The organism is Thiohalobacter thiocyanaticus (assembly GCF_002356355.1).
Taxonomy (GTDB): Bacteria; Pseudomonadota; Gammaproteobacteria; order Thiohalobacterales; family Thiohalobacteraceae; genus Thiohalobacter; species Thiohalobacter thiocyanaticus_A.
Window position 1 is genome coordinate 1,648,743 of sequence record NZ_AP018052.1, and the last position, 22,481, is coordinate 1,671,223.

Sequence of the window (22,481 nt, forward strand, 5' to 3'; positions counted from 1 at the left end):
GGCGCAGCGTAACCCGACGGGTCGCAATGGTGCCGGGTTACGCATTTCAGGCTTACGCCTGCCTGCGTCACTACAGATCACGCAGCGCCGCCAGCCCCTCCCGGCTGCCGCGATGGCCGGGATCCAGCGCCAGCGCCCGCTCGTAGGCCGCCTTTGCCCGGCGCAGCGACGCCACATCCCGCTGTTCATGGCCGGTCTTGTGATGAATCAGTCCCTGCAGGTAGAAGGCATAGGCATTGCCTGAATCGTATTCGAGCGCGGCCTCCAGCACCTTCAGGGCGCCGTCCCGATCGCCGTTGCGCTCCAATCGATGGGCCCAGCGATTGTACTGACCGCTGGCGGCCTCGCGGATGGCCTGGGCGAAGCGGGCCGGCGACCACTCCCCGGAGCGTTTGAAGGGGGAGAGCTTCACCGGCCTTTCCCCGCTGGCCGGCACCAGCACATGGAAGGATGGGAATCCCGACCCGCCATACTGCCTGAACAGCTTGTTCTCGCTCGCCCCCTTTTCCGGCTCCAGTTCCACCTTCTGCATCCCCGACAGGGTGCTGCGCACCTCGCCCTCGCGCAGATAGCGCGTATTCAGCTTGCGGCACCAGCCGCACCAGTCGGCATGGAAATACACCACCAGCGGCGCGCTGGAGCGCTCGGCAGCAGCGTGCGCCCGCGAATGCCCCAGGTAGCCATGGCGCCAGTCGGACCAGGAGGGGGGTTGGGCAATTGCTGAATTGGCGATCAGAAGCAGAAAGACCAGGGCCATGTATTTGTTTGTGATTTTCATGGGCAAGGGTGTGTGCTTTATTGTTAATTGAACGCAGCCGTGCGTCCGCATCGTGGTTCTGTGTGCCTGAAACAGCGGTTATTCAAACAAAGTCAGCAGTTCCCGGCCTGCCGGAGAAGCCTTCAATACGCTGCCCTGGTCATACCAGTCGCCCAGCACGATGCGCCGGGCAGGGCGGCCGTCGAGCTCGAATTCGTGCACGGCGGGACGGTGGGTGTGGCCGTGGATCAGGGTCTGCACGCCGGCCTCGCGCATGGCCGTGATGACGGCCTCCGGATTGACGTCCATGATCTCGGGCCGCTTGGCGGCGGTCTGTTCGCGGCTGGTCTCGCGCAGACCGGCGGCCATGCGGCGGCGCTCGGCCAGGGGCAGGGCCAGGAATTGCCGCTGCCAGTCGGGATCGCGCACCTGGCGGCGGAACGCCTGGTATTCCAGGTCATCGGTGCAGAGGGTGTCCCCGTGCATCAGCAGGGTCGGGGTGCCGTAGAGGTCGATGCGGGCGGGGTCGTCGATGAGCCGGGCGCCGCAGCCTTCGGCGAAGGCGGGGCCGAGCAGGAAGTCACGGTTGCCGTGCATGATGTTCAGCACGATGCCGCGTTCGCTCACCAAGCGCAGCCGGTCGCTGATCGCCTGACAGGCCGCTGCGTCCTCGTCGTCGCCGATCCAGGCCTCGAACAGATCGCCGAGGATATACAGGGCCTCGGTCTGGCTGGCGTCCAGTGCGTCCAGAAAGCGGGTGAACAGCGCCAGGATCTCCGGGCGCTGCGGATCCAGATGCAGGTCGGAGATGAACAGGGTGTTCATGTGGGAGAGGGGAGCGGCCGCCGCACGGCGGCCGCGTGGAGCCTATTCCTCGACGGTGACCTTCTCGATCACCACGTCTTCCTGCGGCACGTCCTGGTGACCGCCCTTGCTGCCGGTGGCGACCTGCTCGATGGCATGCACCACGTCCAGGCCCTCGGTCACTCTGCCGAACACGCAGTAGCCCCAGCCCTGCGGCGTGGGCGAGGTGAAGTTGAGGAAGTCGTTGTCCTTCACATTGATGAAGAACTGTGCCGAGGCCGAATGCGGGTCCGGGGTGCGGGCCATGGCGATGGCGCCCTCGACGTTCTTCAGGCCGTTGTCGGCCTCGTTCTTGATCGGGGGACGGGTCTGCTTCTGGGTCATGCCGGGCTCGAAGCCGCCGCCCTGGATCATGAAACCGGGGATGACGCGGTGGAAGATGGTGCCGTCGTAGAAGCCGGCACGGGCGTATTCCAGGAAGTTCTCCACGGTCACGGGGGCCTTGTCGGCGTCGAGTTCGAGGACGATGTCGCCCATGGTGGTCTGCATGCGTACGGTCACGGGTTCGGCTCCTTGGTCGGGTGCGGCGTGAAGGTTGAAGCCGGCGAGCAGCAGCAGGGCCGGCCAGAATCGGAACAGTCGTTTCAGCATGATGGCGTGCTCGTTGCGGCGGTTGGAAGGGGGATGATAACGGCTTTCCCGGCGGGGCAAAACCCGGAACAGCCAGGGAGGCCTGCGGAAACGGACCCGTGGCGGGGCTAGATTACTGGTGCCGGTCGGGGAACCGGGTATCTGGCACCTGGAACCTCATATGGGCTATGATTCCGGCCGCATGAGCCAGCCCGCCGTCAAAACCCGTTTTGCCCCGAGCCCCACGGGGGAGATGCACCTGGGCAACGCCCGCACCGCCCTGTTCAATGCGCTCTATGCCCGACATCACGGGGGTGTTTTCCTGCTGCGCATCGAGGACACGGACCGCGAGCGCAGTCGTTCCGAGCACAGCGAACAGCTGCAGCGTGATCTGCGCTGGCTGGGCCTGGACTGGCAGGAAGGGCCGGGGGTGGAAGGCGGGGCCGGGCCCTATGTCCAGTCCGAGCGGGCGGGGATCTATGAGCATTATTATGACCGGCTGATTGCGGCCGATCTGGCCTACCCCTGCTATTGCAGCGAACAGGAGCTTGCCATCGCGCGCAAGGCGCAGCAGGCCGCCGGCCAGCCGCCGCGCTACCCCGGTACCTGCGCCCGGCTCAGTGCCGACGAACGCGCGCGCCGCGCGGGGGAGGGCAGGCGGCCGACCCTGCGCTTCCGGGTGCCGCCGGGTCAGACCATCGAATTCAATGACAGTGTGCGGGGAGCGCAGCGCTTTCGCAGCGAGGAGATCGGGGATTTCATCATCCGCCGGGCCGACGGCAGCGCGGCCTTCTTCTTCAGCAATGCCATCGATGATGCCCTGATGGGGGTGACGCATGTGCTGCGCGGCGAGGATCATCTGACCAACACGCCGCGCCAGCTCATGCTCCTGAACGTGCTGGAGCTGCCGGCACCGGCCTATGGCCACATCGCCATGATCGTGGGCGAGGACGGCGCGCCCCTGTCCAAGCGCCACGGCAGCCAGAGCCTGCGCCAGCTGCGCGAGACCGGCTACCTGCCCGAGGCCCTGTGCAATCACCTGGCCCGGCTCGGACATACCTATGAGCAGGATGGGTATCTGAGCCTCGATGAACTGGCGGCGGGTTTTGCGCTGGAACGCCTGGGCCGGGCCCCGGCCCGGCACGATCCGCAGCAGCTGCTGCACTGGCAGAAGGAGGCCATCCAGCACGCGACCGATGCCGAGCTGTGGGAATGGCTGCAGACGCACCGTTTCCTGCACGGCAGGACGTTGGGCGATTTCGTGCCGCAGGAGCAGACCATCGCCTTCGTGCAGGCGATCCGCGACAATATCGAGATGCCGGTCGATGCCTTTGTCTGGGCCGCGAATCTGTTCGCCGAAACGGACAAATATGATCCGGATGCGCAGCAGGTCATCGAGGCCGCGGGACGCGGTTTCTTCGCGGCCGCCGACGCCGAGATCAACGCCGGCCATGAGGATTTCAGAACCTACAGCAAGGCCGTGGGCCAGGCGGCCGGGGTGAAGGGCAAACAGCTGTTCATGCCGCTGCGCGCGGCGATGACCGGCGAACTGTATGACCCCGAACATGGCGGCGTCTGGCGCAACGGCCCCGAACTTGGCCGGCTGTGGGAGCTGCTGGGCAAGCCCCGCATCCAGCGCCGCCTGCGCCGGGCCGCGGCCCTGTGCAATCACGACTGACACCGGAGCGACAGGAACCAGCATGCTGCAGATCTACAACAGCCTGACCCGAGAGAAAGAGGTCTTCACGCCCATCGAGCCCGGCAGGGTGCGCATGTATGTCTGCGGTATGACCGTCTACGACTACTGTCATCTGGGCCACGCCCGGGTGCTGGTGGTGTTCGATGTGATCGCGCGTTATCTGCGCGAACTGGGCTTTGAGCTGACCTATGTGCGCAACATCACCGACATCGACGACAAGATCATCCAGCGGGCCAACGACAAGGGTGAGACCATTCAGGATCTCACCGGGCGCTTCATCGACGCCATGCACGAGGACAGTGCCGCCCTCGGCGTGCTCCCGCCCGATCATGAGCCGCGCGCAACCACGTCGATGCAGGGCATCATCGACATGATCACCACCCTGGTCGAGAAGGGCTATGCCTATCAGGCCGGCAACGGCGACGTCTACTATGATGTCAGCCGGTTCGAGACCTACGGCCGCCTGTCCGGCGAGAAGCCTGACTCGCTGCGTGCCGGTGCCCGCATCGACGTCGAAGAGGCCAAGGCCGATCCGCTGGACTTCGTGCTGTGGAAGGCGGCCAAGCCGGACGAACCGAGCTGGGACTCGCCCTGGGGACCGGGCCGGCCGGGCTGGCACATCGAATGTTCGGCCATGTCCACCGAGTGCCTGGGTGCGCATTTCGATATCCATGGCGGCGGCATGGATCTCAAGTTCCCGCATCACGAGAACGAGATCGCCCAGTCCGAGGCGGCGACCGGCTGCCACTTCGTCAACTACTGGATCCACAACGGCTTCGTGCAGGTCGACGAGGAGAAGATGTCCAAGTCGCTGGGCAACTTCTTCACCGTGCGCGAGGTGCTGTCACAGTTCCAGGCCGAGGTGGTGCGATTCTTCATCCTCAGCAGCCACTACCGCAGTCCGCTGAACTACACCGAGGACAATCTGCACAAGGCCCGGGGCGCCCTGGACCGGCTGTATACCGCCCTGCGCGGCGTCAGCCCGGCCGGCGGGCCGGGCGCACAGGCAGTGGCGGATTTTCGTGCCCGTATGGACGACGATTTCAACACCCCCGAGGCCATCGCCCAGCTGTTCGAACTGGCGCGTGAGCTCAATCGGGCCAAGCGCGAGGCCCCCGAACGCGCCGCCGTGCTGGCTGCCACCCTGCGTCACCTGGGCGGGGTGATCGGTCTGCTGCAGGCCGATCCGGAGGACTACCTGCGCGGGGCCGGCGCGACGGGGGAGGACGAACTGGATGCCGGGCAGATCGAGGCACTGATCGAGCAGCGCCGCCGGGCCCGGGCGGAGAAGGACTGGGCCGAATCCGACCGCATCCGAGATGAACTCAAGGCCCGGGGTGTGCTGCTCGAGGATGGCCCTGAAGGCACCAGCTGGCGCCGCGCCTGATCCGGGCGGCGATTGCCACGACAGTGTCCGGTTGCGCGCTCCCCGCCCCCGTTCTGATTTAGACCCGTTCCATCAAGATTTCCCGGCCCCCGCCGCTATACAAAGATAGAAGCTTTATACCAAAAAAACATAAAGTTACATTCACAGGGCCCAGCCGGGAATCGGCCGGGCATTGAGCAGGCGGAGGCACATGACCGATCGAAGCTATCGTGCACTGCTGGGCACGCTGCTGCTGGTGGCGCTGTACTTCGAGTTCCAGGGGCTGATCCTGGCGCTCATCGTGGTGATGCTGCTGGAAGGGGTGACCAACCTGCGGCTGCCGCTGGTGCTGGGGCGCCTGGCCGGCAATGACGGCAGCGGCGCGTCCGAGTGCGATGACTTCGCGGCCAGCCAGCATCGCTGCCGGCTGCCCTTCGATGCCGAGCGGGCCTGGCGCATCGTGGTCTCGCTGTTCCTGATCCTGTCGGTTTTCGTGTTCGCCGAAATGCTGTGGTTCTTTCCCTGGTTCATGGGATTCGCCATCCTGGGGGCGGGGATCAGCGGGGTGTGTCCGGTGCTGATTTCGCTCAAATACGCGGGTTTTCGTTGAGCCGTCTGCCGCTGTCCGCTTCGCTGTACAGGTCCGCGCCCACCCGGCTTTCCGGAGCGCAGTCGTGCCCACGATCTGAGAGGCCGCGATAGAGACCATGCAGGATACGACTCAACAACTGCGCGCGCGCCTTCCCACCAAGATTACCGGTATCGTGTTCTGGGGCACGGTCTTTGTCGGCCTGATTCTGACCCTGTTCCAGATGCGCACGCTGGAGGAGAACATCCGCGGTCGCCATGCCCTGCAGAGCAACCGCTTCACCGAGGCGGTGGCCGACCTGCTGGTCCGGCAGGAGGCGGCTTCGCCGGAGGTCTTGTCACCCCGCATCGATACGCTGATCGATGCGCACGGCCTGCTGGGTGCCGAGATCGTTCTGGAGAACCGGCTGCTGCGGTTCGGCCGCATCAGCGGCGAGTCCCACTACCATGAACAGACCCTGCAGACCCCGGACGGCATCCCCGTCAGCAGCGGATTGCAGCGTGTGGTGATGTACCTGCCGTCGGTCGAGGCCGAGGTCGCACGCCTGCGCAAGGAACTGCTCATCACCATGGGCGTTCTGTTCTCCGCCTTCGGCTTCATCCTCCAGTGGATACTCCAGCGTCTGCTGACTCAGCCCTTCCTCGGCATGGTGACCACGGCCCAGCGCTTCACCGTCGGCGACGAGCAGGCACGCTTCGACGAGACCCGTCAGGACGAGTTCGGTTTTCTCGGCAAGTTCTTCAACAAGGCGCTGGATTACCTGCTGGTGCAGCAGGACGAACTCAAGGATGCGCTGGCGCGGGTGCGCGAGTCGGAATCGGCCCTGTACCACGAAAAGGAGCGGGTCGAGGTCACGCTGCATTCCATCGGCGATGCCGTGATCACCACCGACGAGGCCGGCTGCATCGAGTATCTGAATCCGGTGGCCGAGCGTCTGACCGGCTACCAGTTGCACGAGGTGCAGGGCAAGGTGCTCAGCGAAATCATGCAGCTGATCAATGAGAACACCCGCCAACCGGTGGAAAACCCCGTGGATCAGTGCCTGAAGTGCGGCGAGATCCTGGAGTTGGCCGATCATACCGTGCTGGTGCGTGCCGACGGCGAGGAGGTGGCGATTGCCGACTCTGCAGCCCCGATCCGTGACCGCAGTGGCGGGATCATCGGCGCGGTGATGGTGTTCCACGACGTCGGCCATGCCCGCAAGCTGGCGCGCCAGCTGTCCTATCAGGCCACTCACGATGCGCTGACCGGTCTGTACAACCGCCGCGAGTTCGAGCAGCGGTTGAAGGAGGCCATCGAGGAGTCGCGTCTGCGCGGGGACGAGCACGCTTTGTGCTACCTCGATCTCGATCAGTTCAAGCTGGTCAACGACACCTGCGGCCATATCGCCGGCGATGAGCTGCTGCGCCAGATCGCCGTCCTGCTGCAATCACGCATCCGCGATGCCGACATTCTCGCCCGTCTCGGCGGCGATGAATTCGGCGTACTGCTGATGCACTGTACGCTGGAACAGGCACGGCGGGTTGCCGAGGATCTGCGCAAGACGGTGCGCGACTTCCGTTTCGTGCATGAGGAACACAGCTTCGAGATCGGGGTGAGCATCGGCGTGGTCACGGTCAATGCCTCGATTCACAACATGACCGAGATCTACAGTGCTGCCGATGTTGCCTGTTATGCCGCCAAGGACAGCGGCCGCAACCGCATCCACGTCTACAAGCCCGACGACCACGAACTCAAGCGCCGTCAGGGCGAGATGCGCTGGGTGGCCCGCATTCGCAAGGCCATCGAGGAAGACCGTTTCGTGCTCTATTCCCAGGTCATCGAGCCGGTCAGCGATCCCTCGTTGCCGGTGCATTACGAGATCCTGCTGCGCATCTGCGACGAAAGCGGCGAGGAGGTTCCGCCCATGGCCTTCATTCCCGCCGCCGAGCGCTACAACATGATGCCCGAGGTCGACCGCTGGGTGATCGACCGGGTGCTGGATACCGCCGCGACCATTGAGCGCGGACCGCTGCGCGAGGCGGTCTGGACCATCAATATCTCGGGTCGTTCGCTGGGTGAGGATGAATTCCTGCGCTATCTGCTTCGCCGCATCGCCGACTCCCCCGTGCCCGCCAGCCGTTTCTGCTTCGAGATCACCGAGACCGCGGCCATCGCCAATCTGCGCCGGGCCGCGCGCTTCATCAAGCAACTCAAGACGCTGGGCTGCCGCTTCGCGCTGGATGATTTCGGCAGCGGACTGAGTTCGTTCGCCTATCTCAAGAACCTGGAAGTGGATTACCTGAAGATCGACGGCAGCTTCGTGCGCGATATGGTGGAGGATCCCATCGATCATGCCATGGTCGAGGCCATCAACAATGTCGGCCATGTAATGAACATCCAGACCATTGCCGAGTTCGTCGAGAACGACGCCATCCGTGCATCGCTGCAGGCGCTGGGTGTGAATTATGCGCAGGGCTATGGTATCGGCCGGCCGCGGCCCCTGGACGAATTGCTGGCCTCGCGCGGGCTCAGCCAGGTGGCGGCACGCGACTGCGGCTGAATCTGCGCGGCGCTCATCTTCACGTCGGGTACCGATGGGTTACGCTGCGCTTCACCCATCCTACAAAACCTGCGACGTAACCCATCTTCATGCCGGTTAACGATGGGGTGCACTACGCTCCACCCATCCTACGGCGGTGAAGGAGAAACAACTCAGTCGCTGTCGTGGAACCGCTCGGCGGCGAGCAGGGTGTTCTGCAGCAGGGTGGCGACGGTCATCGGCCCCACGCCGCCCGGCACCGGGGTGATCCAGGCGGCGCGTTCGCAGGCCGCATCGAAGGTGACATCGCCGATCAGTTTGCCGTCCTCGGTGCGGTTGATGCCCACATCGATCACGGTCGCCCCCGGCTTGATCCATTCCCCCTGTACCAGCCCCGGCTTGCCCACGGCCACCACCAGGATGTCGGCCTGGCCGACGTGCCAGTCCAGGTGCTGCGTGAAGCGGTGACAGGTGGTGACGGTGCAGCCCGCCAGCAGCAGTTCCAGCCCCATCGGCCGACCCACGTGGTTGGATGCGCCCACCACCACGGCCCGACGGCCATAGAAACCCTCATTGATCTCGCGCAGCAGGGTCATCACGCCATAGGGTGTGCAGGGCCGCATGATGGGGATGCGCAGGGCCAGGCGGCCGAGGTTGTAGGGGTGGAAGCCGTCGACATCCTTGTCCGGGCGGATGCGCTCGACCACGGTCTCGGTGTCGATGTGCGGGGGCAGGGGCAGCTGGACCAGGATGCCGTCGATCTCGGGATCGGCGTTCAGGCGGTCGATCAGGGCCAGCAACTCGGCCTCGGTGGTCGACTCCGGCAGGTCGTGGCCCTGGGACAGCACGCCGGCCTCCTCGCAGGCCCGGCGCTTGTTGCGCACGTAGACCTGGGAGGCCGGGTCGGTGCCGACCAGCACCACGGCCAGGCCCGGGCGGCGCTTGCCGGCGGCCAGTCGGGCATCGATCCGCGACTTGATGTCGCCGCGAACGCTTGCCGCAATCGCCTTGCCGTCGATCAACTGCGCAGCCATCGGTGTGTCCTTGTTCAACCAGCCGGGAAAGCCGGGCATTCTCGCACGCGCTCGCGCGTGCCATCAAGGCAGAGTCCTGCCCTGGCGCGGTCGGCGAATTGACGCCAATGGTGGGGGCGGCGTATTATCTGCGCCCTTGCCCCGGCCGGGATTCAGTCAGTGGAGGCAGGCCCGCCGGGCCGGACTCGCGATACAGGCCGGGAGAGCCGGCTTACCGGGGTATAGCGCAGTCTGGTAGCGCGCCTGCTTTGGGAGCAGGATGTCGGGGGTTCAAATCCCTCTACCCCGACCAACAGCGCCCCGGTAGCTCAGTCGGATAGAGCAAGGGCCTTCTAAGCCCTAGGTCGGGGGTTCGATTCCCTCCCGGGGTACCATCTGCCACACCCGTGTGGTGGTGCAGGGCCGCCGATCCCGTTGTCGGACCGGGGCCAGATCAATGGTGGGCGTAGCTCAGTTGGTAGAGCACAGGATTGTGACTCCTGCGGTCGTGGGTTCAACTCCCATCGTCCACCCCAATATCAGACCGGCCGATACCGGCCGGAACGATTAAAAAGTTCATTGAAAGACTGGTCGGGGCGCGTGCGCGCCGGTATAATTCCAGCGGAATTTGGGCCGTTAGCTCAGTTGGTAGAGCAGGTGACTCTTAATCACTTGGTCCGGGGTTCGAGTCCCTGACGGCCCACCATTTTCCCTTCCCCCGACACGCAGCGTGTCGTCCCGCACGGAAATTTTTCGTATTCTCATCAATATTTATAGGGTTCGCGCGGCCTGCCCGGCACGCTATAATCCGCGGTCTGAGGGTAACAGTTCCGGGATCCGTTCCGGGGCTGTCTGCGCGAAAGTGGCGGAACTGGTAGACGCGCTGGATTTAGGTTCCAGTGGGGTAACCCGTGAGAGTTCGAGTCTCTCCTTTCGCACCAGATGGGCGGAACGTGACGTCCCGCAAAGAAGGCAGGCTCGCAGAGCCGGGATCTGAGAGACACTGCCCCCGGTCCGGTACGGCCCGGGAGGCAGGTTGATAATAGAGGTAAAAAATGCAGGTTTCAGTCGAGAATTCAGGGCCGCTCGAACGGCGGATGAAGGTTGAGGTGCCGGCCGAGCGGCTGGATCAGGAGATCGAGAGTCGCCTCAAGTCGCTGGCACGGACGGCACGCATCTCCGGTTTCCGCCCCGGCAAGGTGCCGTTCAAGGTGGTGCGCCAGCGCTACGGCCGTCAGGTGCAGATGGAGGTGGCCAGCGAGTTGATGAACTCCAGCTACCAGGAGGCCCTGAACCAGGAGGGGCTGCGTCCGGCCGGCGGGCCGCGCATCGAACCCGGCGAGATCGAGCCGGGCCGGAACCTGGAATTCACCGCTGTGTTCGAGGTCTATCCCGAGGTTGAACTGGCCTCGCTCGAGGGGGTGGAGATCGAGAAACCGGCCACCGAGATCAACGCTGCCGACGTCGACGCGATGCTGGACAAGCTGCGCCGTCAGCGCGCGACCTGGGAGCCGGTCGAGCGCGCCGCCGGGCAGGGCGACCAGGTGGTGATCGATTTCAGGGGGACCCTGGACGGCGAGCCGTTCGAGGGCGGCGAGGGCAGCGACATGACGATCGAGATCGGCTCCGGCCGCATGATCGCCGGATTCGAGGACGGACTCGTCGGCCTCAAGCCGGGCGAGGAGAAGCAGCTCGATCTGACCTTCCCCGAGGATTACCACAGCGAGGCGCTCGCCGGGAAGGCGGTCAGCTTCGACGTCAAGGTCAAGCAGGTTTCGGCGCAGAAGCTGCCCGAGATCGATGAGGACTTCGCCGCTACGCTTGGTGTGACCGAGGGCGGGGTCGAGGGCCTGCGTGAGGAAGTGCGCAAGAACATGGAGCGCGAACTGGAGAATGCCCGCAAGGCGGTGCTCAAGGATCGGGCCTTCGAGGCGCTGATCGAGAAGAACCCGATCGAGGTGCCCGCCGCGCTGATCGAGGAGGAGACCGACCGCCTGGCACAGGACATGCAGATGCAATTGGGCCAGCAGGGCCAGAATTTCAACCTGCCGCGCGAACTGTTCCAGGACAAGGCCAAACGCCGGGTGCTGCTGGGCCTGCTCATCGGCGAGGTGGTCAAGGCCAACAACATCCAGGTCGATCAGGACCGGATGCGCAGCCTGATCGAGACCATCGCCGCCGGCTACGAGGACCCCCAGGAGGTCATCCAGTGGTACTACGGCAACCAGGAGGCCATGTCCAGCGCCCAGACCCTGGTGCTTGAGGAGCAGGTCATGGACTGGATCCTGGAGCAGGCGAAAGTCGTTGAAAAGCCTTATTCTTTCGAGGAACTGATCGAACTCAGACAGGCTGCGAACAGCTAAAGGAAATCTTCCACATGACCGATACGACTATGAACGGCGGCGCCCAGCATGCACGGGCGCTGAATCTGGTGCCGATGGTGATCGAGCAGACGGCGCGGGGGGAACGCGCCTATGACATCTACTCGCGTCTGCTCAAGGAGCGGGTGGTCTTCATCGTCGGCCCGGTCGAGGACTACATGGCCAACGTGGTGGTCGCACAGCTGCTGTTTCTGGAATCGGAAAACCCCGACAAGGATATCCACATTTATATCAATTCTCCGGGTGGTTCGGTCTCGGCGGGCTTGGCGATCTACGACACCATGCAGTTCATCAAGAACGATGTCAGCACCATGTGCATCGGCCAGGCGGCCAGCATGGGCGCGGTGCTGCTGGCCGGCGGCGCCAAGGGCAAGCGCTACTGCCTGCCGCATTCCCGGGTCATGATCCACCAGCCGCTGGGCGGCTTCCAGGGGCAGGCCAGCGACATCGATATTCATGCCCGCGAGATCCTGCTGGTGCGCGAGCGTCTGAACAGCATCCTGGCCGACCATACCGGCCAGCCGATCGAGCAGATCCAGCAGGATACCGACCGGGACCGCTTCATGAGCGCCGAACAGGCCCGTGACTACGGCCTGATCGACGAAGTGCTGGAGCGCCGTGCCAGCGAGGACTGAGGCAGCGGAAAAACCCTGAACTGGCGCAGGGATTGCTTGTCATACCGGGCAAGAAGGTGTTGAATGGTCCCTGTGAGATGCACTGAACGACGCCGTGGGCGTATAGAGGGTCGAATATGAGCAACGATCGAACCGGCAAGGGGGATGATGGCAAGCTGCTGTACTGTTCCTTCTGCGGGAAGAGTCAGCATGAAGTGCGCAAGCTGATTGCCGGGCCGTCCGTCTTCATCTGCGACGAATGTGTCGAGCTGTGCAACGACATCATTCGCGAGGAGATGCAGGAGAAATCCACGACGGGCGGCAGCAAGCTGCCCAAGCCCAAGGAGATCGATGAGGTCCTCGACGAGTACGTCATCGGTCAGGAACGGGCCAAGAAGGTGCTCTCGGTCGCCGTCTACAACCATTACAAGCGCATGGAGGCCCGCCAGCGCAAGGACGAGGTGGAACTGTCCAAGAGCAACATCCTGCTCATCGGTCCCACCGGTTCGGGCAAGACCCTGCTTGCCGAGACCCTGGCGCGCCTGCTCAACGTCCCCTTCACCATCGCCGATGCCACCACGCTCACCGAGGCGGGCTATGTCGGCGAGGATGTCGAGAACATCATTCAGAAGCTGCTGCAGAAGTGCGACTACGACGTGGACAAGGCCCAGACCGGCATCGTCTACATCGACGAGATCGACAAGATCTCACGCAAGTCTGACAATCCGTCCATCACTCGCGACGTCTCGGGCGAGGGTGTGCAGCAGGCCCTGCTGAAGCTGATCGAGGGCACCATCGCCTCGGTGCCGCCCCAGGGCGGACGCAAGCATCCGCAGCAGGAGTTCCTGCAGGTCGACACCGGCAACATCCTGTTCATCTGCGGCGGCGCCTTCGCCGGCCTGGACAAGGTGATCCGGGACCGTTCCGAGAAGGGCGGCATCGGCTTTTCCGCCACGGTCAAGAGCAAGGACACCCGTCGCAACGTCGGCGAGATCCTCTCCGACGTGGAACCGGAGGATCTGATCCACTACGGCCTGATCCCGGAATTCGTCGGTCGTCTGCCGGTGGTGGCCACCCTGGAGGAACTGGACGAGGACGCGTTGATCCGCATCCTGACCGAGCCCAAGAACGCCATCACCAAGCAGTACCACAAGCTGTTTGACATGGAAGGCGTGGAGATCGAGTTCCGTGAGGATGCCCTGCGGGCCGTGGCGCGCAAGGCCATGGAGCGCAAGACCGGTGCCCGCGGTCTGCGCACCATCCTGGAGAGCGTGCTGCTCGATATCATGTACGACCTGCCGTCGATGGAAAACGTCAGCAAGGTCGTCATCGACGAGAGCGTCATCACCGGTGACTCCGAGCCCTACATCGTCTACGACTCCTCCGAGCAGCGCGCGGTCTCCGACTGAGACCGCCTGACCCTTGCGCGGTGCCGGGCTTCCGGCGCCGCGTCATTCACCCGCAGTCACCAGGGCACGTCTGAAAGTGGCTCAAAAGGCACACATTTTCGACTCTGCCGCTGCCCCATCCGGGGCCAATCACCCATTTCCCTGTCTGGCGCGAATATTGCGTAATTCCCTGTGAGCGCCGGGATTGAATACATCCCCCGCCGGCCGCATATTGATCCAGACGGCCAGGAAGGCCACCCGGGCAAAGGGACGTGACGACACACTCCGATGAGAGGAACTCCAGCATGGAGCAAGACGACAAGACAACCGAGATGAGCGAATCCACCACTACCGCGATTCCCGTGCTGCCGCTGCGCGACGTCGTGGTCTATCCGCACATGGTGATTCCGCTGTTCGTGGGCCGCGAGAAATCGATCAAGGCGCTGGATCTGGCCATGCAGAGCGACAAGAAGATCCTGCTGGTCGCTCAGAAGAGCGCCGAGGTCGATGATCCCCAGGTCGACGATATCCACGAGATCGGGACCCTGTCGAGCATCCTGCAGCTGCTGAAGCTGCCCGACGGCACCGTCAAGGTGCTGGTCGAGGGCGCCGAACGCGCCCGGGTGAAGTCCTTTGTCGAAACCGACGAATATTTCTCCGCCGCGATCGATCGGGTCGGCGATACCATCAAGGACGAACGCGAGGTCGAGGTCCTGATGCGTTCGCTCATGACCCTGTTCGATCAGTATGTGAAATTGAACAAGAAGGTGCCGCCGGAGATCCTCAGTTCCCTGTCCGGGATCGAGGATGCCAGCCGCCTGGCCGATACCATCGCCGCCCACATGTCGCTCAAGCTCGAGGAGAAGCAGAAGATCCTCGAGATCGATTCCGTGCGCGAGCGCCTCGAGCATCTGATGGGGCTGATCGAGGGCGAAATCGACATCATGCAGATCGAGAAGCGCATCCGCGGCCGCGTCAAGCAGCAGATGGAGAAGAGCCAGCGCGAGTACTATCTCAACGAGCAGATGAAGGCCATCCAGAAGGAGCTGGGTGAACTGGAGGACGCGCCCAACGAGATCGAGGACCTGCAGCGCAAGATCGAAAAGGCGGGCATGAGCAAGGAAGCCCGCGAGAAGGCCGAGGCCGAACTGAACAAGCTCAAGCTGATGTCGCCGATGTCAGCCGAAGCCACGGTCGTGCGCAACTACATCGACTGGCTGGTCTCGGTGCCGTGGAAGAAGAAGACCAAGATCCGTCATGACCTGGCCAATGCCGAGAAGATCCTGGATGAGGATCACTACGGCCTGGAGAAGGTCAAGGAACGCATCCTTGAATACCTCGCCGTACAGCAGCGCGTGCGCAAGCTGAAAGGCCCGATCCTGTGCCTGGTGGGCCCGCCCGGTGTCGGCAAGACCTCGCTCGGCCGCTCCATCGCCCGCGCCACCAATCGCAAGTTCGTGCGCACCTCGCTGGGCGGCGTGCGCGACGAGGCCGAGATCCGCGGCCACCGGCGGACCTACATCGGTTCGCTGCCGGGCAAGGTGGTGCAGAACATGTCCAAGGTCGGCGTGCGCAACCCGCTGTACCTGCTGGATGAGATCGACAAGATGTCGATGGACTTCCGCGGCGATCCCAGTTCGGCACTGCTGGAGGTGCTGGATCCCGAGCAGAACAACACCTTCGCCGATCACTACCTGGAGGTCGACTTCGACCTGTCGGACGTGATGTTCGTGGCCACGGCCAATTCGCTGAACATCCCGGGGCCGCTGCTCGACCGCATGGAGGTGATCCGCATCCCCGGCTACACCGAGGACGAGAAGATCAACATCGCCAGGCGTTATCTGCTGCCCAAGCAGATCAAGGCCAACGGTCTCAAGGAGAACGAGATCAAGGTCAGCGAGGCGGCCCTGCGCGACGCGGTGCGCTACTACACCCGCGAGGCCGGAGTGCGTAACCTGGAGCGTGAGGTGGCCAAGATCTGCCGCAAGGTGGTCAAGGAGCTGCTGCTCAAGGGCGATGGCGACAAGACCGTCAGTGTCACGCCGAAGAACCTGGACAAGTACCTGGGCGTGCGCCGGTTCCGCTACGGCCGGGCCGAGGAGAACGATCAGGTTGGTCAGGTCACCGGTCTGGCCTGGACCGAGGTCGGCGGCGAACTGCTGACCATCGAGTCAGCGGTCGTGCCGGGCAAGGGTCGCTGGACCCATACCGGTCAGCTCGGCGACGTGATGAAGGAGTCCATCCAGGCCGCCACCACGGTGGTGCGCAGCCGCTGCGACATGCTGGACATCGATCCCGAGTTCTACCACAAATTCGATATCCACGTGCACGTGCCCGAGGGCGCCACGCCCAAGGACGGTCCCAGTGCCGGTATCGGCATGTGCACCGCGCTGGTCTCGGCGCTGACCGAGATCCCGGTGCGGGCCGATGTCGCCATGACCGGCGAGATCACCCTGCGGGGCGAGGTACTGCCGATCGGCGGTCTGAAGGAGAAGCTCCTGGCCGCACACCGCGGCGGTATCACCACGGTGCTGATTCCCGAGGAAAACAAGAAGGACCTGGCGGAGATTCCGAAAAACGTCAAGGACAAACTGGAGATCATTCCGGTCAAGTGGATCGACGAGGTGTTGGAAGTGGCGCTGCATCACATGCCGACTCCGCGCACCTCCGAGACGGAAGCCGAGCAGGAAACGCTGCCGGAAAAGAAAAAGTCCAAGAGCAAGCCCAAGGGCTCGCGTGTCAGGGCACATTAACTCCGGTAGATAAGTCAATGTAAAACGAAGCGCGTTGTCTTTTTGACGACGCGCTTCTCTTTTGCGCCTGCACAACAGACCGAACGCCGCAGCGGAAAACGGGAATACCTTTATTGACAGTTCCGAAGCGGCCTTGTATAAAAGCCGCGTGCCACGATATTTGTAATCTCATATCGACTATATCCGACTCCGGCATATCCGATTACGGATTGCGAGTCTAAGTCCGGATTTCTTACCGCGGATCGTCGCGAGGGCGTCGATGCAGTTGTAGATGCAGGGCGCACGCAGTGCAGGACGGCGCCGGCGTAGCTGACACTACGTCAAGCCGGCTGGAGCGAGTACGCGCTGCAGATACAACTGCATCGGCGGTCGCAGTAGATTAGCGGTGAGAAATGCGGGCTAAAACTGGCCGCTCTCGATTTCTTTCTCATCACATCCCAAATCCAAGGGGGAATGGTAGATTATGAATAAAGCTGAACTGATTGACGCCGTTGCCGATGCCGCGAACCTGTCCAAGGCCGATGCCACCCGCGCGGTTGATGCCGTGCTGGATTCCGTGACAGGTGCCCTGAAGAAGGGGGAGCAGGTCAGCCTGGTCGGCTTCGGTACCTTCGAGGTTCGCGAGCGCGCCGCCCGCCAGGGCCGCAATCCGCAGACCGGCGCGACCATCCAGATTGCCGCCTCCAAGGCGCCCGCATTCAAGGCTGGAAAAGCGCTGAAGGATGCCGTAAACTAAGCACTTCGTTTCGCCCTATTTTGCATTCTCAGCGACACGAGAAACGGCGAGATGCAAGGCGCACGCGCGCCGGAAGGGGATCCCCTTTCAAGTGTGTGCAACGCAGCAGATGGCCGTTTCTCGTGTCGCCCGAAGGGAGCCCTCCCAATCAACCAAGGCTGTGTTACAGCCCTTGGAAAGGGATGAGCCATTCCCTGCGGACTGTGCCTTGCCTTGGTTGATTGGGAGGGCTCTGAGAAAGCAAAATAGGGCGAACCGGAGTGCCATCTGCTTTTGAGGGTGCTTAGCTCAGCCGGGAGAGCATCGCCCTTACAAGGCGAGGGTCGGGGGTTCGATCCCCTCAGCACCCACCAAACTGCGGACCGGTAGTTCAGCTGGTTAGAATGCCGGCCTGTCACGCCGGAGGTCGCGGGTTCGAGTCCCGTCCGGTCCGCCACTACATCGAAGGGCGCCTTGCGAGGCGCCCTTTTTGTTTGTACAGTTGCCCACTTCGTGTGCCGCTTTATAAGCCTGAAAATCATTGATGGCCACGGAATACACGGAAAGCACGGAAATACAAGGGCAGAAACTTAGATAGCGGCTCTGTCTGGCCCGCTGCATGTCGTTCCGGCGCAGACCGGAAAAACGCGTAGCGTGTTGAACGCCCGCAGCGAGTAATCCAGAAACCGACGTGGTTGGATTCCCTCTTTCACGGACGACGTAGAGGCCTGATCGCAGCGATTTATACTGCCCTTTGCGCAAACCAGTATGGTTCCACCTCCATGCCGGCTTTGACGCCAGGGGCATGACGGAGTGCTAATTTTTTCAGTGTTTTCCGTGTATTCCGTGGCTATTATGTTTTTTTGGATAATCAATCCGGGAATACATCATGCTGCAAGCCATTCGCGACCGCGTTACCGGCATCATCGCCTGGGTCATCGTCGGCCTGATCTCCGTCACCTTTGCCCTGTGGGGGGTGGACTCCTATCTGCGCGGCGGTGCCCAGACCTACGCGGCCAAGGTCAATGATACCGAGATCAGCACCGACCAGTACCGTCTGGGGCTGCGCCAGCAGGCCAATCGCATGCAGGCCATGCTGGGCGAACGCTTCGATCGTGCCATCCTGAGTACCCCGGAGTTCAAGCGTGCCGTGCTCGACCGCCTGGTCGAGGAGGAACTGCTGCTGCAGGCTGCCGATGATTACGGCCTGAGCATCAGTGACAGCTATCTTGCCGCCCGCATCCATGCCGACAGCAGCTTCCAGGTCGACGGCGAATTCGATCCCGAACGCTACAAGAACCTGTTGTCCCAGCAGGGCATGTCGCCATCGCTGTACGAGCACCAGCTGCGCCGCTCGCTGCTGATCAACCAACTGGTCAACAGTGTCTCCACCTCCAGCATCGTCACGGATGCGGCCGTCACCCAGGGGCTGCGCCTGCAGAACCAGATGCGCGAGATTGCCTTCCTGCGCCTGTCGCTGGCACCGCGGCTCGAGCAGGTCGAGGTCAGCGAGGAGGCGATTGCCGCCTATTACGAGAACAACAGCGGGCAGTTCGTGGAACCGCAACGGGTTCGATTGAGCTATATCGAACTCACGCTGGAAGGTCTGCGTGAGGAGATCAGTATCGACGAGACCCGTCTGCGCGAACTGTACGAGGCAGAAAAGGAACGTCTTGCCGGCGACGAACAGCTGCGTGCGCGGCATATCCTGATCGAACTGCCCGAGGATGCCGGCGCGGCAGCCGAGGCCGCGGCGCGCGACCGTGCCCGTGCCATCCGTCAGCAGCTGCAGGAAGGCGCCGATTTTGCCGAACTGGCCAGGGCCGAATCCGACGATCCCGGTTCCGCCGCCCAGGGCGGGGATCTGGGTTTCTTCAGCCGCGGCTTCATGGTGCCCGAGTTCGAGACGGCGGCCTTTGCGCTGGAACCGGGTCAGATCAGCGAACCGGTACGCACGCCCTTCGGTTTTCACGTCATCGAGGTGACCGACGTGCGTGCCAAGGAGGTGCCGGGCTTCGAGGAAATGCGCGATGAACTGTACCGTCGCGCCACCCAGGACGAGGCCGAGCAGCGCTTCTATGACATCGCCGACCGGCTGTCGCAGCTGACCTTCGAGATTCCGGATTCACTGCAGCCTGCCGCCGACGAACTGGGCCTGGAGATCCGGACCAGCGACTGGATCACCGAGACCGGTGGCGCCGGTATCGGGCAGTACGAGCAGGTGCTGGCTGCCGCCTTCAGCGAGGACGTGCTGGATCAGCGCAACAACAGCCAGCCGCTGGAGGTCGAACCCAATCATGTGCTGGTGGTGCGGGTGGCCGAACACCAGCCGTCGCAGCCGCAGCCGCTGGAAGCGGTCAGGGATGATATCCGTCAGCGCCTGGCGCGCGAGCAGGCCGCCGAGCAGCTGCAGGAGCGGGGCGAGGCCCTGCTGGGGCAGCTGGAAGGCGGCGAGGCCGATCTGGAGTCTCTGGCCTCGCAGCCGGATGTCGACCTGGAGACGCCGGGCGCGATCCGGCGTGGCGATCCCCGGGTGGATCCGACTATTGCCGCCCGGGCCTTCAAGCTGCCGCGCCATGCCGACGGCAGCGTGACCCGCGAGGGATTCGCCGACAGCAGCGGCAACTATATCGTGCTGGAGTTGCGGGACGTGCAGGAGCCCGACCTGCAGGCGGTGGGCGCAAACGAGCGTCAGGGATTCCGGCGTAATCTGCTGCAGCTGTACGGCTCGGTCGAGGCCCAGGCGCTGGTCGAGCAGCTCAAGGCCGGGGCCGAGATCGAACTCAACGAGCAGCTGATCGAAGACTGATCGCCTGAATGCCGACCCGCCTCGCCCTGCACTGGCAGATCCTCATCGCCCTGATCCTGGCGGTGATCGCCGGGCAGCTCAGCGGCACGGAGGCCGGCATCGCCGGCGTCAGCTTCTACGCCGTCTATGATTTTCTGGGCACGCTGTTTCTCAATGCCCTGAAGATGCTGATCGTGCCGCTGATCATGGCCTCGATCATCTCCGGCATCGCCGGAGTGGGGCAGGGCGGCAGCCTCGGCCGGCTCGGCGGCCGCACCCTCCTGTACTATCTCGCCTCCAGCCTGATCGCCATCCTCATCGGCCTGGCCCTGGTCAATCTCATCACTCCCGGGATCGTCGACGGCGAACCGGCACGCGACATCATCGGCCTGCAGGCCGCGGATGCAGAACTGGAGCAGGTGACCGGCAGGGGTGCCGGGGATATTGCCGATGTATTCCTGCGCATGGTCCCACCCAACGTCATCGATGCCGCCACCAACAACGGCCAGATGCTGGGTGTGATCTTCTTCAGCCTGCTGTTCGGGTATTTCATGGCCCGCATCGAGGAGCCCTATGCCGAGAGCCTGTATACCTTCTGGCAGGGCGTCTATGAGGTGATGATGCGCATCACCGACCTGGTGATGCGCTTTGCCCCGATCGGGGTGTTCGCCCTGGTGGCCCGGGTCATGGCCGATACCGGTCTGGGGGCCTTCGTGCCGCTGCTCAGCTTCGCCCTGACCGTACTGGCGGCGCTGGCGCTGCATGCCTTCGTGGCCCTGCCGCTGATCCTGATGCTCATTGCCCGAGTGCGCCCGGGCCGGCACTACCGGGCCGTGGCGCCGGCCATGCTGACCGCCTTCTCCACCGCTTCCTCCTCGGCCACCCTGCCCATTACCATGGAGTGCGTGCAGGACAATGCGAAGGTCTCACGGCGGACCAGCAGCTTCGTGCTGCCGCTGGGCGCGACCGTGAACATGGACGGCACCGCCCTCTATGAATGCGTCGCCGCCATCTTCATTGCCCAGGCCTACGGACTGGATCTGAGTTTCGCCCAGCAGTTCACCATTGTGGTGATCGCGCTGCTGACCTCGGTCGGTGTGGCCGGCATCCCCGCCGCCAGCCTGGTCGCCATCACCATCATCCTCGCCGCCATCGGCCTGCCGGCCGAGGCCATCGGCCTGATCCTGGCCGTGGACCGCATCCTGGATATGTGCCGCACCAGCGTGAACGTGTTCAGCGATTCCTGCGCCGCGGTGGTGATCGGCCGGCTGGAAGGGGAGGAGGGGATTCTTGCGGATGAGGACGGTCAGGCACGGCGGGCATAACGCAGAGGACGCGGAGGCGCAAAGATAAAATGCCGTTAAGGAAACTCTGAAAATTACTCTTTCCGTCATTCCCGCGAAGGCGGGAATCCAGTATTGCGCAGGATAGTCAGACGCTGGATCCCCGCCTTCGCGGGGATGACGCAGCTGAAGCAAGTACCTTTATCTTTGAAAAACTCTGCGCCTTCGCGTCTCTGCGTCCTCTGCGTTGAAGCCGCAATCGTTCACAACCCCTCTATTCCATCTCCGGCGCGCCGACGATGTTGTAGCCGCCGTCGACATAGGTGATCTCGCCGGTGATGCCGCTGGCCAGGTCCGAGCACAGGAAGGCGGCGGCGTTGCCGACTTCCTCGATGCTGACATTGCGCCGCAGCGGGGCGTTCTGCTCGCCATACTCCAGCAGCTTGCGGAAGTTGCCGATGCCGGAGGCGGCCAGGGTGCGGATCGGGCCGGCCGAGACGGCATTCACCCGGGTGCCTTCCGGGCCCAGGCTGTAGGCCAGAAAGCGCACGTTGGCCTCCAGGCTGGCCTTGGCCAGACCCATGACGTTGTAGCTGGGCATGGCGCGCACCGCCCCCAGGTAGCTCAGGGTGAGCAGGGCGCCGTTGCGGCCGGCCATCAGCGGACGCGCCGCCTTGGCCAGGGCGGCGAAGCTGTAGGAACTGATGTCATGGGCGGTGGCAAAGTTGTCGCGGGTCACGCTGTCGACGAAGCTGCCTTCCAGCGCCTCCTTGGGGGCAAAGGCCACGGAATGGACCAGGATATCCAGGCCGTCCCAGCGCTTGCCCAGTTCGGTGAAGACCTTGTCGATCTGCTCATCCGAACTCACGTCCAGCGGCAGGGTGATGTCCGAGCCCAGTTCGCCAGCCATTTTCTCGACCCGGCCCTGGAGCTTTTCGTTCTGGTAGGTAAAGGCCAGTTCCGCGCCTTCACGCTGCATGGCCTGGGCGATGCCCCAGGCGATGGAGCGGTTGCTGGCCAGGCCGACGATGAGTGCGCGTTTTCCGGCGAGAAATCCCATAACCCTGTCCTTCGTATGTCCATGTGGGAAACCCGGTAAGGTACCGAAAAACGCCGGTCACGGAAAGGGCGGTCATGCCGGAGGCAAAATCGCTTGCTGCATCCGGTTGGCACATCGCTA

16 protein-coding genes and 7 tRNA genes are annotated in these 22,481 nt (G+C 63.5%); 18 read left to right on the plus strand and 5 right to left on the minus strand.

Annotated elements, in window-relative coordinates:
• Positions 1–70: 70 nt before the first annotated feature.
• The 3 genes from CFK21_RS07645 to CFK21_RS07655 all read right to left on the minus strand — a co-directional run bounded on the left by CFK21_RS07645 (position 71) and on the right by CFK21_RS07655 (position 2,110).
• Entirely contained in the window at positions 71–778 is a 708-nt protein-coding gene (locus CFK21_RS07645; protein ID WP_157745510.1) for a thioredoxin family protein, read from the minus strand.
• A 78-nt stretch (positions 779–856) separates the two neighbouring features.
• On the minus strand, positions 857–1,582 hold the full coding sequence (locus CFK21_RS07650) for a UDP-2,3-diacylglucosamine diphosphatase (RefSeq protein WP_096366108.1): 726 nt from the start codon (positions 1,580–1,582) through the stop codon (positions 857–859).
• 42 nt (positions 1,583–1,624) lie between these two features.
• Positions 1,625–2,110: a peptidylprolyl isomerase gene (locus CFK21_RS07655; RefSeq protein WP_096367542.1), complete on the minus strand. Its 486-nt coding sequence runs from the start codon at positions 2,108–2,110 to the stop codon at positions 1,625–1,627.
• A 283-nt stretch (positions 2,111–2,393) separates the two neighbouring features.
• Between CFK21_RS07655 and gltX the strand changes: the two genes are divergently transcribed.
• From gltX to CFK21_RS07675, 4 genes are all read left to right on the plus strand, one after another.
• Complete coding sequence (gene gltX, locus CFK21_RS07660; RefSeq protein WP_096367543.1) at positions 2,394–3,869, plus strand: glutamate--tRNA ligase; 1,476 nt, start codon at positions 2,394–2,396, stop codon at positions 3,867–3,869.
• 22 nt (positions 3,870–3,891) lie between these two features.
• A complete protein-coding gene (gene cysS, locus CFK21_RS07665; RefSeq protein WP_096366109.1) occupies positions 3,892–5,277 on the plus strand; it encodes a cysteine--tRNA ligase in 1,386 nt (461 codons plus the stop codon).
• Positions 5,278–5,467: 190 nt separating this feature from the next.
• Positions 5,468–5,866, plus strand: a complete 399-nt coding sequence (locus tag CFK21_RS07670; RefSeq protein WP_096366110.1) for a DUF2892 domain-containing protein — start codon at positions 5,468–5,470, stop codon at positions 5,864–5,866.
• A gap of 97 nt (positions 5,867–5,963) precedes the next feature.
• On the plus strand, positions 5,964–8,387 hold the full coding sequence (locus tag CFK21_RS07675) for an EAL domain-containing protein (RefSeq protein ID WP_157745513.1): 2,424 nt from the start codon (positions 5,964–5,966) through the stop codon (positions 8,385–8,387).
• Positions 8,388–8,539: 152 nt separating this feature from the next.
• Here the strand turns inward: CFK21_RS07675 and folD are convergent, their stop codons facing one another.
• Positions 8,540–9,400: a bifunctional methylenetetrahydrofolate dehydrogenase/methenyltetrahydrofolate cyclohydrolase FolD gene (folD, locus tag CFK21_RS07680; protein ID WP_096367545.1), complete on the minus strand. Its 861-nt coding sequence runs from the start codon at positions 9,398–9,400 to the stop codon at positions 8,540–8,542.
• Between the two features lie 215 nt (positions 9,401–9,615).
• Between folD and CFK21_RS07685 the strand changes: the two genes are divergently transcribed.
• The 14 genes from CFK21_RS07685 (at position 9,616) to CFK21_RS07750 (ending at position 21,343) form a co-directional block, all read left to right on the plus strand.
• Positions 9,616–9,692: transfer RNA gene (locus CFK21_RS07685), tRNA-Pro, on the plus strand.
• Positions 9,693–9,697: 5 nt separating this feature from the next.
• Positions 9,698–9,774, plus strand: a tRNA-Arg gene (locus CFK21_RS07690).
• Between the two features lie 65 nt (positions 9,775–9,839).
• Positions 9,840–9,915 (plus strand) — tRNA-His (locus CFK21_RS07695).
• 94 nt (positions 9,916–10,009) lie between these two features.
• Positions 10,010–10,085: transfer RNA gene (locus CFK21_RS07700), tRNA-Lys, on the plus strand.
• Positions 10,086–10,235: 150 nt separating this feature from the next.
• Positions 10,236–10,320 (plus strand) — tRNA-Leu (locus CFK21_RS07705).
• A gap of 114 nt (positions 10,321–10,434) precedes the next feature.
• Entirely contained in the window at positions 10,435–11,742 is a 1,308-nt protein-coding gene (gene tig / locus CFK21_RS07710; RefSeq protein WP_096366111.1) for a trigger factor, read from the plus strand.
• Between the two features lie 14 nt (positions 11,743–11,756).
• Positions 11,757–12,395 (plus strand): ATP-dependent Clp endopeptidase proteolytic subunit ClpP, encoded by a 639-nt coding sequence (clpP, locus tag CFK21_RS07715; RefSeq protein ID WP_096366112.1) that lies wholly within the window; start codon positions 11,757–11,759, stop codon positions 12,393–12,395.
• 116 nt (positions 12,396–12,511) lie between these two features.
• Entirely contained in the window at positions 12,512–13,783 is a 1,272-nt protein-coding gene (gene clpX, locus CFK21_RS07720; RefSeq protein ID WP_096366113.1) for an ATP-dependent Clp protease ATP-binding subunit ClpX, read from the plus strand.
• 284 nt (positions 13,784–14,067) lie between these two features.
• Complete coding sequence (lon, locus tag CFK21_RS07725) at positions 14,068–16,515, plus strand: endopeptidase La (protein WP_096366114.1); 2,448 nt, start codon at positions 14,068–14,070, stop codon at positions 16,513–16,515.
• Between the two features lie 463 nt (positions 16,516–16,978).
• Positions 16,979–17,251, plus strand: a complete 273-nt coding sequence (locus CFK21_RS07730) for an HU family DNA-binding protein (protein ID WP_096366115.1) — start codon at positions 16,979–16,981, stop codon at positions 17,249–17,251.
• A 277-nt stretch (positions 17,252–17,528) separates the two neighbouring features.
• Positions 17,529–17,604 (plus strand) — tRNA-Val (locus tag CFK21_RS07735).
• Between the two features lie 6 nt (positions 17,605–17,610).
• A tRNA-Asp gene (locus tag CFK21_RS07740) sits at positions 17,611–17,687 on the plus strand.
• Positions 17,688–18,119: 432 nt separating this feature from the next.
• Positions 18,120–20,039 (plus strand): SurA N-terminal domain-containing protein, encoded by a 1,920-nt coding sequence (locus tag CFK21_RS07745; RefSeq protein ID WP_096366116.1) that lies wholly within the window; start codon positions 18,120–18,122, stop codon positions 20,037–20,039.
• A gap of 8 nt (positions 20,040–20,047) precedes the next feature.
• Positions 20,048–21,343: a dicarboxylate/amino acid:cation symporter gene (locus tag CFK21_RS07750; protein ID WP_096366117.1), complete on the plus strand. Its 1,296-nt coding sequence runs from the start codon at positions 20,048–20,050 to the stop codon at positions 21,341–21,343.
• Positions 21,344–21,575: 232 nt separating this feature from the next.
• Here the strand turns inward: CFK21_RS07750 and CFK21_RS07755 are convergent, their stop codons facing one another.
• Positions 21,576–22,361, minus strand: a complete 786-nt coding sequence (locus CFK21_RS07755) for an enoyl-ACP reductase FabI (protein ID WP_096366118.1) — start codon at positions 22,359–22,361, stop codon at positions 21,576–21,578.
• Positions 22,362–22,481 lie beyond the last annotated feature (120 nt).